This window comes from Microbacterium sp. Leaf151 (assembly GCF_001424225.1).
Taxonomy (GTDB): Bacteria; Actinomycetota; Actinomycetes; order Actinomycetales; family Microbacteriaceae; genus Microbacterium.
Genome location: NZ_LMOR01000002.1, coordinates 542,835 through 555,635, shown reverse-complemented (window position 1 = coordinate 555,635; position 12,801 = coordinate 542,835). Strand labels below are relative to the sequence as shown.

At 70.3% G+C, this 12,801-nt stretch carries 11 protein-coding genes; 3 read left to right on the top strand and 8 right to left on the bottom strand.

Annotated elements, in window-relative coordinates; translation table 11 throughout:
* Positions 1–11: 11 nt before the first annotated feature.
* The 5 genes from ASF76_RS06680 to ASF76_RS06660 form a co-directional block, all read right to left on the bottom strand.
* A complete protein-coding gene (locus ASF76_RS06680; protein ID WP_055954814.1) occupies positions 12–2,963 on the bottom strand; it encodes a DEAD/DEAH box helicase in 2,952 nt (983 codons plus the stop codon).
* Between the two features lie 297 nt (positions 2,964–3,260).
* Positions 3,261–3,671 carry a transcription antitermination factor NusB gene (gene nusB / locus ASF76_RS06675; protein WP_055954811.1) on the bottom strand — a complete coding sequence of 137 codons (411 nt, stop codon included), beginning with the start codon at positions 3,669–3,671 and terminating at the stop codon, positions 3,261–3,263.
* 2 nt (positions 3,672–3,673) lie between these two features.
* Entirely contained in the window at positions 3,674–4,234 is a 561-nt protein-coding gene (gene efp / locus ASF76_RS06670) for an elongation factor P (RefSeq protein ID WP_055954808.1), read from the bottom strand.
* A gap of 121 nt (positions 4,235–4,355) precedes the next feature.
* Positions 4,356–4,814: a type II 3-dehydroquinate dehydratase gene (locus ASF76_RS06665; protein ID WP_055954805.1), complete on the bottom strand. Its 459-nt coding sequence runs from the start codon at positions 4,812–4,814 to the stop codon at positions 4,356–4,358.
* Positions 4,815–4,827: 13 nt separating this feature from the next.
* Complete coding sequence (locus ASF76_RS06660; RefSeq protein ID WP_055954802.1) at positions 4,828–6,639, bottom strand: sugar phosphate isomerase/epimerase and 4-hydroxyphenylpyruvate domain-containing protein; 1,812 nt, start codon at positions 6,637–6,639, stop codon at positions 4,828–4,830.
* A gap of 50 nt (positions 6,640–6,689) precedes the next feature.
* Here ASF76_RS06660 and ASF76_RS06655 point away from each other — a divergent pair, with 50 nt between their 5' ends.
* The 3 genes from ASF76_RS06655 (at position 6,690) to ASF76_RS06645 (ending at position 9,879) form a co-directional block, all read left to right on the top strand.
* Positions 6,690–7,322 (top strand): TetR/AcrR family transcriptional regulator, encoded by a 633-nt coding sequence (locus tag ASF76_RS06655; protein ID WP_055954799.1) that lies wholly within the window; start codon positions 6,690–6,692, stop codon positions 7,320–7,322.
* Between the two features lie 330 nt (positions 7,323–7,652).
* Complete coding sequence (locus ASF76_RS06650; protein ID WP_055954796.1) at positions 7,653–8,546, top strand: shikimate dehydrogenase; 894 nt, start codon at positions 7,653–7,655, stop codon at positions 8,544–8,546.
* Between the two features lie 13 nt (positions 8,547–8,559).
* Positions 8,560–9,879 carry an MFS transporter gene (locus ASF76_RS06645; RefSeq protein WP_055954794.1) on the top strand — a complete coding sequence of 440 codons (1,320 nt, stop codon included), beginning with the start codon at positions 8,560–8,562 and terminating at the stop codon, positions 9,877–9,879.
* Between the two features lie 82 nt (positions 9,880–9,961).
* Here the strand turns inward: ASF76_RS06645 and aroB are convergent, their stop codons facing one another.
* From aroB to aroC, 3 genes are read right to left on the bottom strand one after another with little or no spacing between them, the layout of a single operon-like run.
* The gene (aroB, locus tag ASF76_RS06640; protein ID WP_055954790.1) at positions 9,962–11,038 is read right to left on the bottom strand and encodes a 3-dehydroquinate synthase; all 1,077 of its coding nucleotides are present in this window, start codon (positions 11,036–11,038) and stop codon (positions 9,962–9,964) included.
* Positions 11,035–11,586: a shikimate kinase gene (locus tag ASF76_RS06635; RefSeq protein WP_055954787.1), complete on the bottom strand. Its 552-nt coding sequence runs from the start codon at positions 11,584–11,586 to the stop codon at positions 11,035–11,037. Before ASF76_RS06635 ends, aroB begins: the two co-directional genes overlap by 4 nt.
* Entirely contained in the window at positions 11,573–12,799 is a 1,227-nt protein-coding gene (gene aroC / locus ASF76_RS06630; RefSeq protein WP_055954784.1) for a chorismate synthase, read from the bottom strand. The genes ASF76_RS06635 and aroC overlap by 14 nt, the downstream gene beginning before the upstream one ends.
* Positions 12,800–12,801: the final 2 nt, after the last annotated feature.

Sequence of the window (12,801 nt, the reverse complement as noted above, 5' to 3'; positions counted from 1 at the left end):
TCCCTCCCGCATCACGGCCCGAGGAGCCCACGGATGTCCTCGGCGTCGAGCGCCGCCGCGAACGCCTCGCCGTCGTCGATGACCGCCTCCGACAGCGCGGCCTTGCGGCGCTGCAGGGCGAGAACCTTCTCCTCGATCGTGCCCGCGGCGATCAACCGGTAGACGAACACGCTCTTGTCCTGTCCGATGCGGTGGGCGCGGTCGATCGCCTGTGCCTCGGCCGCGGGGTTCCACCACGGGTCGAGGACGAACACGTACTCCGCCTCGGTGAGAGTCAGCCCGAACCCTCCGGCTTTGAGGCTGATGAGGAACACCGGCGCGTCACCCTGGCGGAAGTCGGCGACCACGTCGCCACGCCGTGTGGTGCTGCCGTCGAGGTGCGCGTAGGCGAGGCCCTCGGCATCCAGCCGCCGCGCCGCCATGTCGAGGAACGAGGTGAACTGGCTGAACACCAGCGCACGGTGCCCCTCGGCGGCGATCTCGACGAGCCGTTCGAGCAGCACATCGAGCTTCGCGGAGCCGAGGCTCGTGTCACGGTCGTCGACCAGACCCGGCGCGAGTGCCAACATACGCAGCAGCGTCAACGAGCGGAACACGATGAACCGCTGCCGATCGAGGTCGTCGAGCAGGCCGAGCACCTTCTGTCTCTCGCGCTGCAGCACCCGGTCGTAGACCGCCTGATGCGCGGGGCCGAGGGGAACCGCGATCTCCTGCTCCTGCTTCGGGGGGAGATCGGATGCCACGACGTCTTTCGTGCGGCGCAAGAGGAACGGCCGCACGCGTCGGCGCAGCTTCGCGAGCATCTTCTCGCGGTGAGCGTCGGTGGCGGCGGCTGAGAGCTCGGTGGGCGCGTCGGTGGGGAGCCGTTCGATGGACCGGGTGTAGTCCTCACGGAACTGCCGGATCGAGGGGAACAACCCGGGCGCGGTCAGAGCCAGCAGCGCCCACAGGTCGTCGAGCCCGTTCTCGATCGGCGTGCCCGTGGCCGCGTACACCGCGTCGGCGCGCAGCGCCGCGATGGCGCGATGGATGCGGGTCGCGGGGTTCTTCACGAACTGCGCCTCATCGAGCACCACCCCCGAGAAGTGCGTCGCGGCGAACTCCTCGGCATCCGCTCGTACGACGCCGTACGACGCGACGACCACGTCGGCATCGCCCGCGATGTCGGCGATGGTCCGATCACGGCGCACGGACGTCGCCTCGACGACGGCGACCCGCAGCTCGGGGACGAACCGCGCCGCCTCGGCGTGCCATGTCGGGAGCACCGAGGTGGGGGCGACGACGAGCCACGGGCGCACGTCTCGGCGCGAACGGGTGTGGGCGATCAGCGCGAGCAGCTGCAGGGTCTTGCCGAGTCCCATGTCGTCGGCCAGGATGCCGCCCAGTCGGTGTGCGTGCAGGAGCGCGAGCCACGACAGGCCCTCGCGCTGATAGGGACGCAGGTCGGCGAGGAAGCCGGGCGGCGTCGCTACCTCGGGTACCTCGGCGACGTCGCGCAGCGCCCGGGCGAGCTGTCGCCACTCCCCCGCCGCCTCGGACTGGTCGGCCAGGTCTTCGAACTCCGCCCAGAGGGCCAGGTGCGTGCGCGGGACGCGCGGCCCGGTCTCCCATTCGTCGAGCGCGGCGGCTTCGTCCAGCAGCTCCCGCAGTCGTTGCAGGGCCGGGTGAGCGAGCGAGAACCATGCCCCGTCGGACAGCTTGATGCGTGTCCGCCCGCGCGACAGCGCCGTGAACAGGACGCCGAACGGGATCAGTCGACCGTCGATCGTCACGGCGATTCCGAGGTCGAGCCAATCGCGATCGAGGGACTCGACCGTCGTGATGCGCAACGACGGATCGCCGCGCAGCTCGCGGAACGTCGGGCGGATGCCGCGCGTGCGCACACGCACCTCGTCGACCACGTCGACAGCCGGGAGCACGTGCGCGCTGAAGGCCGCGGCGTCGGCATCGCGCAGGGTGGCCCGCGGCGCGAGGGGCAGATCGGATGCCGACATCCACGCCGTCTCGAACCGCTCCCCGATCTGCGCCTCGGCGCGGTCCTCACGGTCGGGGTGCTGCCGATCGTCGTTCCATGAAACACGGTAGCCGCCGGGGTAGACCCAGTCGAGGCGGTACTCCACCGCGTCGCCGTCGACGTACGAGACCTCGAGCGTGAGCGTCGGCCGCGCCGGAGGCGGCGCCGGCACACCGGCGCCGACCGACAGCGGCGCGCGGCGCGCCAGCCGGGGGTAGACCTCGGCGACGAACTCCGCCGCGTCGTCCGACGGAACCTCGACCACCCCGCCTCGGAGCAGGGAGGGCAGCGGCGCGGGCAGATCGACCGCCGCGAGAACGAGGGGCACGGGGTCGCGGTCGAGCTCGTAGGCGAACAGGCCGTACCCGCCGATCGCCCGGGCGTGAGCGGCATCCCGTCGCCGTCCGTCGATCTCGAGGTCGGCGGACACGCGCAACGCTCCCCCACCCACGGCGTCCAGCGCCACACGCGCCGTCGCCTGGGCCGCGAGACTCACGCTCTGCTGCGTGTTCATCGAGACGATCGGGATGCCGAGCGCCTCCGCCGCGCGCAAATGGGGCCAGAGCAGGGGTGAGTCGACGGCATCGAGGGCGATCGTGTCACCGGACGGGGCGAATGGTCCCGTCGTCCTCAGCGCCTGGGCCAGGGCGTGCAACTCGGCGAACCAGCGAACCTGCGACGGATCGAAGCGGCCCGACGACCGCCGCACGGCATCCCACGTGGCATCCGCCCGGATCCAGGTGTCTCGCGTTCCGCGTACGAGAGGCCGCGCGACGAGCTGCAGGTCGTCCTGCCGTTGTGCGAGCACGCGCGGGGTGACCGGCACGACCGCGCGGGCGTCCCACCGGGCGGGGTCGTAGGCCTCGCGCTGGCGCAGCTCGATGCCGAGGGCGAGCGGCTCGAACGCGGCCGGCTCACTCCTCGGGACGAGATCGCGCCAGGTGGTCACGCGAGCATCCTGCCGGAGACCTCCGACAGTGGCCCGTGCGCGTCCCTCGCCGGTGTGTGCGCGGGGCGCCTGAGCGTCGAAGAAACGCGATTCGCGAGCAGAAACGCCGGGAGGTGCCGTTTCTCCCCGCGGTTCGCGTCTCTTGCTACCCACGGGGTAGCTCCCGACGCAGTCGCAGCGGCACTCCGGATCACAGCGCCACGCCGTGCCGCACCTGCCCGAAAACCCGGCGACGCGACCGCCGACGAAACGTTGGGGCCGCGTCGGGTCACGTCGCGAGCAGTCAGGATGCGAGGGTCAGGACGAACGCGCGATGCGCGCGAGCACGCCGTGCACGAACGAGCCGGAGTCGTCGGTCGAGAACTCCTTCGCGAGCTCCACCGCCTCGTCGATCGCGACGGCCGTGGGCACCTCGTCGTTGTAGAGGATCTCCCACGCGGCGATGCGCAGAAGGGCGCGGTCGACGGCGGGCATGCGCTGCAGCGACCAGTCCTTGGAGAACGTGGTGATCTGCTCGTCGATCGCGTCGCGGTTGTCGATGACGCCGTCGACGATGTCGCGCGCGTACAGCCACGAGGCCTGACGTTCGGGCTCACTCGATGCGCGCTTGGCCTCGGTGGCCAGCATGATCGCGAGCTCTTCACCGCGGACGTCGGCTTGGAAAAGGATGTCGAGGGCGCGCTTGCGCGCCTTTGTGCGGGCGCTCAACGTCAGCTGATGCGGCCGAGGTACTCGCCGGTGCGAGTGTCGACCTTGATCTTCGTGCCGGTCTCGAGGAACAGCGGAACCTGCATCTCGTAGCCGGTCTCGACCGTCGCGGGCTTGGTGCCGGCCGACGAGCGGTCGCCCTGCAGACCCGGCTCGGTGTAGGTGACCTCGAGCACGACGGACGGCGGCATTTCGACGTAGAGCGGGTTGCCGTTGTTCAGCGCGATCTGCACCTGCTGGTTCTCGAGCAGGAAGTTGGCGGCATCGCCGACGGTGGCGGATCCCACGGTGATCTGGTCGTAGTCGGCGACGTCCATGAAGACGAAGCCCTCGCCGTCGTTGTAGAGGTAGGTGAAGTCGCGGCGGTCGACGTTCTCGGTCTCGATCTTGGCGCCGGCGTTGAAGGTCTTGTCGACGACCTTGCCGCTCATGACGTTCTTCAGCTTCGTGCGGACGAACGCGCCGCCCTTGCCGGGCTTGACGTGCTGGAACTCCACGACGCTCCAGAGCTGACCGTCGATGTTCAGGACGACGCCGTTCTTGATGTCTGCGGTGGATGCCATGAGTGCCAGTATTCCGTTTCGTGTGAGGAGAGGCGGCGCTCCGGCGCACACCCAGCGACCCAGTCTACGTGATGCCCCGTGACCGACGCGATCGCGTCCGACCCGACCCGACCCGAGCCCCTCAGCCGTCGGCTCGGCCCGAGATGACCTCGACGAGCAGGTCGACCGCCCGCGCGTAGCCGGGGACGCCCTCGCCGATCACGTGCACGACCGCCACGTCTTCGATGTAGGAGAAGTGCCGGAAGGTCTCGCGTTCCTTGATGTTCGAGATGTGCACCTCGGCAACCGGGAGATCGACGGATGCGAGCGCGTCACGGAGGGCGACGGAGGTGTGCGTGAGTCCCCCGGCGTTGATCACGATGCCGGCGCAGTCGAGGCGCGCAGCGTGGATCGCGTCGATCAGCAGGCCCTCGTGATTGCTCTGGACGGCGCGCGTCTCGAGACCGTGCCGCGCGGCGGCCCCGGCGGTGACCCGCTCGACGTCGGCGAGCGTGTCGCGTCCGTAGATCTCGGGCTGGCGGGTGCCGAGAAGGTTGAGGTTCGGACCGTTCACGAGCAGCAGGCGGCGGGGCGTCGTCATGTCGGGCACGCTATCAGCGCCGACCCTGGGCGGTGAGGCGCACGGGGGCGGTGCCCGCGCCGAAGCCCGCGTAGGCGTCGACGCGCTCGACGAACTCGAAGAACACCTCGCCGATCGTGCGCGTGTAGAAGTGCAGGTACTCCCCCGCGGCATCCTGGTCGTACCCGAGATGGAGGTCGCGCAGTTCGTCGACGTCGGCCTCCGACAGTGCGAAACGCGCGGCGATGTCGTCGTAGTAGTTGGCGGGCATCTCCAGCGGCGCGAACCCGCGCTCGCGCGCCGCCCGGGCGACCGCGCGCACGTCGGCGCAGACGAAAGCGACGTGCTGCGGGAGGGCGACGCCCGCCCGCTCGGCGGCGAGGATCGGGGGCGCGACGTTCAGCGGCAGGCGCACGCCCCCGCCCGGGGCGACGAGCACGCGGCTGGCGACGAGGCCCTGCGGGCCGGGAACATCGGTGCTGCTGTCGACGCGCAAGGCGAAACCGGCGGTGTAGAACAGGGTCGCCTCTTCCACGGCGTCCCACGGCTGGCTGAGGCTGACGTGATCGACGCCCGTGATCTCGGTGGCCAGCTCCGTCTCGCCGTGCTCGAACTCCCGCACCCAGGCGGGGTCCCCCTCGTCGGCGGCCTGCGCCCAGTAGACCTCGGTGCCGTCGGGGGCGATCGCCCCGTCGAGGCGCTCCTCGGCGGCGTACGTGCGCCGATAGGCGCGCGGCACCCCCAGCTCGCGCATGCGCAGGTCGACGGCCTCGACGTCGTCGACCTCGAGGCCGATCGCCGCCAGGCGCGGATCCCACCCTCGGGCGTGCTGTTCGTTGAGCACGACCCGCGCCTTGCCCGCGGTCCACAGGGCCACGGGCTTCGTACGGTGGCGTCCGCGCGAGGTGAAACCGAGCTGGCCGAGCAGTTCCTCGACGCCGGAGGTGTCCTCCGCCTTCACTTCGACGAAGTCGACGGCGGACGGGGCGGCCGAATCGGGCAGCATCTCCAGCTCGGCCGGGGCGTCGGGCATCGCGCGCGACACGGTGTCCTCGAGCCACCGGAGCGAGCGGCGCGCGTGGCGGGCGGTGCGCCGTGCATCGGTCTGGCGGAAGGTGTCGTTGAACACCTCGAGCGACCACGGCCCCGTGTATCCGGCATCCACGATCCGCGCGGTGAAGTCGGTCAGGTCGAAGTCGCCTTCGCCGGGGAAGAGTCGGTGATGCCGGCTCCACGAGAGCACGTCCATGCTGAGCCGCGGCGCGTCGGCGAGCTGCACGAAGAAGATCTTCTCGCCCGGGATTCCGCCGATATCGGCGGGGTCGTGGCCGCGCGAGAGGATGTGGAAGGAGTCCAGGCACACCCCCACCGCGGGGTGGTCCGCGAGCTCGACGATGCGCCAGGCGCGCCGGTAGTCGTCGATGAAGCGTCCCCACGCGAGGGCTTCGAAGGCGATGCGGATGCCGTACCCCGCCGCCAGGTCGCCGAGACGCCGCAGTTGGTCGGCCGAAACGGTGTCGTCGTCGATCGTCGCGGTGGCGACGTTGCTGCAGCACAGCACGAGGTCGATGCCGAGGCGTCGCATGAGGCGGAACTTCGCGTCGGCTCGTCGCAGCACCGCCGCGAAGGCCTCGTCGTCGACTCCCTCGACGTCACGCATCGGTTGGTAGAGGTCGAGGCTGAGACCCAGGCGACCGGCGAGGGCCGCGATCTCCTCGGGGCTCTCGGGGGCGGCGAGCAGGTCGGGCTCGAAGATCTCCACGCCGTCGAACCCGGCCTCCGCGCACGCGTGCAACTTGTCGGCCAGGGTGCCGCTGATACAGACGGTCGCCATCGAGGTCTTCATGGGCGCCGAATGTACCATCTGGTACAAAGCGGGTCCACTAGTCTGACCGAATGGCCGAGGCACGCAGGGACGCCGAGCGCACTCGCGCCGAACTGCTCACCGTCGCGACCGAGGTGTTCGCCGAAGACGGCTTCTCCGGCGCCCGCGTCGACGAGATCGCCGCCCGCACCCGCACCACGAAGCGGATGATCTACTACTACTTCGGCGGCAAGGAGGGCCTGTACCGGGCCGTGCTCGAAGAGGCGTACCGCGGTATCCGCGAGGCGGAGCGGGCGATCGACGTCGACCACGCCGATCCCGTGGACGCCATCCGTGCCCTCGCTGAGCTGACGTTCGACCACCACGTGGGACACGAGGCCTTCATCCGTCTGGTCGCCATCGAGAACATCCATCGCGGCGAGTTCATCCGTCAGATCGAGGGGCTCCGCACGCTGTCACAGCCGGCGAAGGGCCTTCTCGACGAGATCCTGGAGCGCGGCCGCGAGGCCGGCGTGTTCCGCTCCGACGTCGATGCGATCGACGTGCACCTCGTGATCAGTTCGTACTGCGTGTTCCAGGTCGCGAACCAGTACACGTTCGGTCACCTCTTCGACGTCGACCTCGCCTCCCCCGAGCGTCGCGCGCACCTTCGCACAGCCCTCGGCGACGTCGTCGTCGGCTGGCTCACGGCGCCCGCGCGCTGACGCGCACCGCCTCGCCCGAGGGGCGTTGGGTGTCCAAGACACGCCGCTGCCCCGCGAGCGGTGCGGCGTGTTGTGGACACTCGATGCCGCGGAGGCGCTGCGCGTTAGGTCGGTCGAGGCCCCGGCCCCGAATCAGTGTCCAAGACACGCCGCTGCCCCGCGAGCGGTGCGGCGTGTTGTGGACACTCGATCCTGCGGAGGCGCCGTGTCGGCAAGCGGAGCGCCGGCCCGTGGCATCCGGAACCCGCCGTTGACAACGCGGCGCCGCCATGATTTCCTCTGAACGTACCGGTTAGTACATAACCGGACCCACGGACACGAAGGAGTACCGTGATCGACGCGCATCCCTACCTCGTCGGCCTCATCGGCACCGGGGTCCTCCCCTCGCTCACCCCGCCGATGCACATGGCCGAAGCGCGCGCGCTCGGCATGACCTACGTCTACCGCCCGCTCGACCTCACCGCCCTCGGGATCGACCCCGAGCGCATCGGCGATGTCCTCGCCTGGGCGGAACGCCTCGGCTACGACGCCGTGAACGTCACCCACCCCTGCAAGCAGAGCGTGCTCGCCCACCTCGACCGCATCGACCCGGTCGCCGCCGCCCTCGGCGCGGTCAACACCGTGCTGTTCACGCCCACCGGGCGCGTCGGCCACAACACCGACACCACCGGCTTCGCCGCCGCGTTCGTCGACGGGCTTCCGGATGCCGAGACCCGGCATGTCGTTCAGCTCGGCGCGGGAGGTGCGGGGTCTGCCGTCGCCGACGCGCTGCTGCGCCTGGGCACCGCGCGGCTGAGCATCGTCGACCTCGACCCGGTGCGCGCCGCTGCCCTCGCCGACGATCTGGCGTCACGGCATCCGCTCGCCGTCGTCGACACCGCCGCGCCCGACGGGCTCGCCGACGTGCTGGCCAGCGCCGACGGTCTCGTGCACTGCACTCCCGTCGGCATGGCCGAGCATCCGGGACTGCCCCTCGACGCCGCCCTGCTGCGTCCGGAGCTCTGGATCGCCGACATCGTCTACCGACCGCTCGACACCGAACTGTTGATCACCGCGCGGGAGCGCGGCTGCCGCACGCTCAGCGGCGGACGCATGGCGGTCCACCAGGCCGTCGACGCGTTCGCCCTCATCACGGGTACGCGACCCGACCCCGACCGCATGACCACCCATTTCCTCGACCTCGTCGCCGCCGACACCACCGTCGGACCGGCCGTCGCCCGCTAAGGAGCATCCGTTCATGACCACCACCGCAACGACGCGGAAGACTCCCGTGAAGGCGGCCACGGCCAGCTTCATGGGCAGCGCCGTGGAGTACTACGACTTCTTCCTGTTCGGCTCCGCCGCCGCCCTCATCTTCCCGACGGTGTTCTTCCCCTCGGGCGACCAGGCGGCCCTCGTGATGTCGTTCGCGACCTTCGGGTTCGCCTACATCGCGCGCCCGTTCGGAGCCGTCATCCTCGGCCACTTCGGTGACCGCATCGGGCGCCAGAAGGTGTTGATGTTCACCCTGCTCCTGATGGGTCTGTCGACCTTCATCATCGGTTGCCTCCCCGGCTTCGCGCAGATCGGCTGGTTCGCGCCGGCTCTTCTCGTGCTGTGCCGCCTCGCCCAGGGGCTGTCGGCGGCCGGCGAGCAGGCCGGGGCGTCGTCGCTGACCCTGGAGCACGCCCCCGACACGCGTCGCTCGTTCTTCACGTCGTGGACGCTGACCGGCACGCAGGGCGGCCAGATCCTCGCCGCGCTGATCTTCATCCCCGTCGTCGCACTGCCCGACGACATCAAGTTCTCGTGGGGCTGGCGCGTGCCGTTCTGGCTCAGCGCGGTCGTCGTCGTGGTGGCCTTCTTCATCCGCCGGAGCCTCCACGAGACCCCCGAGTTCGAGCAGGCGAAGGCCACCGGCCAGATCGCCCGGATGCCGCTGGTGCCCCTGCTGAAGAACCACTGGCGAGACGTGTTGCGCGTGATCTTCTGCGCCTTCATCGCCGCGGTCTCCACCGTCTTCGGCACCCTCGCGATCGCGTACGGCAAGGAGGTCGGTCTCGCCGCCAGCGTGACGCTGTGGCTGGTCGTCGTGGCCAACGTCGTCGCGCTGTTCACCCAGCCACTGTTCGGCAGGCTCGCCGACCGCATCGGCCGCAAGCCCGTCTTCATCTACGGCGCGCTGTCGTCGGCGGCGTTCATGCCGTTCTACATGCTGTCGATGGGCGCCGGAAACGACCTGCTCACGTTCGGCCTGGCGATCCTGACGTTCTCCTGCGGGTACGCCGCAGCCAATGCCGTGTGGCCGTCGTTCTATGGCGAGATGTTCAGCACCCGTGTGCGCTTCTCGGGCATGGCGATCGGTACGCAGCTCGGCTTCCTCATGGCCGGCTTCGCGCCGAGCATCGTCGCCGCCCTCGGTGGTGGCGGTGCGGGCGGCTGGGTCGTCATCAGCATCTTCACGGCGGTCATCGCGATCATCGCTTCGGTGAGTGCCCTGACCGCTCGGGAGACGAAGAACGTCCCCACCGATCAGCTCGGGCTGCGGGCCGAGGGACGCGTCCCCGCGAGCGTCTGATCCGACCGCGAACGGCCCCGTCTCCTTCGAGAGGCGGGGCCGTTCGGCGTTCGTTTCGCGGATCGAGCGCCCGCGTCGGAGCCTACGCTCCGACCTCCTGGTATGCCGCGAAGAGCAGCGACTCGTCGGGGGCCTGCAGCACGGTGGGGCGCGCGAGGTCGTCGAGCACGATGAAGCGCAGCATCGCCCCACGGCTCTTCTTGTCGCGCTGCATCGTGGCCTTGAGCGTTTGGAACGCTCCGGCGCGGTAGGTCGTCGGCAGTCCCAGCGATTCGAGCACGGTGCGGTGACGCTGTGCGACGTCGTCGGAGAGGCGGCCGGCCAGGCGCGACAACTCGGCCGCGAACACCATGCCCACCGAGATCGCGGCACCGTGACGCCAGCGGTAGCGCTCGGCGTGCTCGATCGCGTGGCCGAGCGTGTGGCCGTAGTTCAGGACCTCGCGCAGGCCCGCTTCGCGCAGGTCTTCACCCACGACGCGCGCCTTCATGTCGATGGCCAGTTCGATGCACCGGCGGAACGCGTCGCCGCGAGGGTCGACGACGCCCTCGGGATCGGCCTCGATGAGGTCGAGGATCTCCGGATGCCAGATGAAACCGGCCTTCACCACCTCGGCGAAGCCGGCGGTCGCTTCGTTCTTCGACAGGGTGTCGAGAAGGTCGAGATCGCAGATCACGGCGGTCGGGGGCCAGAACGCGCCGACGAGGTTCTTACCCTCGGCGGTGTTGATCCCGGTCTTGCCGCCCACCGCGGCATCCACCATTCCGAGCACCGTGGTCGGGACCTGCACGAGCGCCACGCCGCGCAACCAGGTCGCGGCGACGAAACCGGCGAGGTCGGTGACCGATCCCCCGCCGAAACCGATGACGACGTCGGTGCGAGTGAAGTCGGCCTGACCCATCACCTGCCAGCAGAACGCGGCGACCTCGACGCGCTTGCCGGCCTCGGCGTCGGGGATCTCGGCGAGCAGCACCTGACGGTCGCCCATCAGCTGCGCGCGCAACGCCTCGGCCTGCTTCGCGAGGGTCGGCGGGTGCACCACGAGCACCTTGCGGGCCGCCGCGGGCAGCCTCTCGCCCAGCGCGGCGAGCAGTCCGCGGCCGATCGTGATGTCGTAGCCGGCATCACCGGCGACGCTGATGGTGGTTGTGTCGGTCATGCCGTCTCTCCGGCCGGCACACGGCGTGCCCAGGCCACGATGTCGTCGACGACGCGCACGAGCGGTCCCGACGACGTGTCGAAGGTGATGTCGGCGGTCCGCTCGTAGACGGACCGCCGTTCGTCGTAGATGCGCTGCCAGCGGGCGACGGGGTCTTCGCCGCCCAGCAACGGGCGCTCGTCGCCGTGGATCCGGGATGCCACGACATGCGGCGCCACCGTCAGCAGCACCACGCGATGAGCGGTGAGCCGTTCGCGGGTCACCGGGTCGAGCACGGCCCCGCCGCCGAGAGCGACGACTCCGCCGCGGGCGAGGGCTTCGACCACGGCTTCTCGTTCGAGGGCACGGAAGTGGGGCTCGCCGTGGGCGACGAAGAGGGCCGGGATGGGCCCGTGGTCGCGCACGACGAGTTTGTCGGTGTCGGTGAACGGCGTACCCAGCGCGCGGGCGACGCGGCGGCCGACGCTGGTCTTGCCCGCACCCATCGGTCCGATGAGTACGACGGCCGACCCGGGCGCCGCGTCGGGAGCGACCTCAGGCGAGGTCATGCGCGAGGAGCCCCGCGTCGGACGCGTCGGCGGTGCGCAGCGTCTCGGGCAGGTTCGCGAGGTAGGTCTCGAGGTTGCGACGTGTCTCGACGATGTTGTCGCCGCCGAACTTGTCGAGTACGGCGTCGGCGAGGGTGACGGCGACCATGGCCTCGGCGACGACGCCGGCGGCCGGCACAGCGCACACGTCGGAACGCTGGTGGTGTGCGGCAGCGGTGTCGCCGGTCGCGACGTCGACCGTGCGCAGGGCCTTGGGGATCGTGGCGATGGGCTTCATGCCGGCGCGGACGCGCAGCACCGTGCCCGTCGACATTCCGCCCTCGGTGCCGCCGGCGCGATCGGACGAGCGCGTGATGCCCTCCCCCGTCGCGAACAGCTCGTCATGGGCCTGCGACCCCCGACGAGTCGTGGTGAGGAAGCCGTCGCCGACCTCGACCCCCTTGATGGCCTGGATGCTCATCAGGGCGTGGGCGAGCTTGGCATCCAGTCGTCGATCCCACTGCACGTGGGACCCGAGTCCCGGCGGCAGCCCGTAGGCGAGCACTTCGACGATGCCACCGAGCGTGTCGCCGGCCTTCTTCGCGTCGTCGACCTCGGCCACCATGGCGGCGCTGGTCTCGGGGTGGAAGCAGCGCAACGGGTCGGCGTCGAGCAGGTCGACGTCATCGGGGGTCGGGAAGGCGGCATCGTCGGGAACCCGCACCGGACCGATCGAGAGCGTGTGGCTCACGAGGCGGATGCCGAGCTCGCTCAGGAACGACCGTGCGATGGCGCCGAGGGCGACGCGCGCCGCGGTCTCGCGGGCGGAGGCGCGCTCGAGGATCGGACGCGCCTCGTCGAAGCCGTACTTCTGCATGCCCACCAGATCGGCGTGACCCGGACGCGGACGCGTGAGGGCCGCACCGCGACCGCGCGACCGGTCGGACAGCTCGATCGGCTCGGGGCTCATGACCTCGGTCCACTTCGGCCACTCGGTGTTGCCGATGCGCAACGCGATCGGGCTCCCGATCGTGAAGCCGTGCACGATACCGGTCGAGAGCGTGAGCTCGTCTTCCTCGAACTTCATCCGCGACCCGCGACCGTAACCCAGGCGGCGGCGCGCGAGTTCGGCGCGGATCTGCGCGGACGAGACGGGAACGCCGGCCGGCATCCCCTCCATGAGGGCGATCAGTTCGGGGCCGTGGGACTCGCCGGCCGTGAGAACGCGAAGCATTC

Bases quoted from the DNA above. Each gene is read 5' to 3' on its own strand.
- aroC (WP_055954784.1), bottom strand. From the start codon at position 12,799: ATGCTTCGCGTTCTCACGGCCGGCGAGTCCCACGGCCCCGAACTGATC.
- ASF76_RS06645 (WP_055954794.1), top strand. From the start codon at position 8,560: ATGACCACCACCGCAACGACGCGGAAGACTCCCGTGAAGGCGGCCACG.
- ASF76_RS06635 (WP_055954787.1), bottom strand. From the start codon at position 11,586: ATGACCTCGCCTGAGGTCGCTCCCGACGCGGCGCCCGGGTCGGCCGTC.
- ASF76_RS06660 (WP_055954802.1), bottom strand. From the start codon at position 6,639: ATGAAGACCTCGATGGCGACCGTCTGTATCAGCGGCACCCTGGCCGAC.
- ASF76_RS06655 (WP_055954799.1), top strand. From the start codon at position 6,690: ATGGCCGAGGCACGCAGGGACGCCGAGCGCACTCGCGCCGAACTGCTC.
- ASF76_RS06665 (WP_055954805.1), bottom strand. From the start codon at position 4,814: ATGACGACGCCCCGCCGCCTGCTGCTCGTGAACGGTCCGAACCTCAAC.
- aroB (WP_055954790.1), bottom strand. From the start codon at position 11,038: ATGACCGACACAACCACCATCAGCGTCGCCGGTGATGCCGGCTACGAC.
- efp (WP_055954808.1), bottom strand. From the start codon at position 4,234: ATGGCATCCACCGCAGACATCAAGAACGGCGTCGTCCTGAACATCGAC.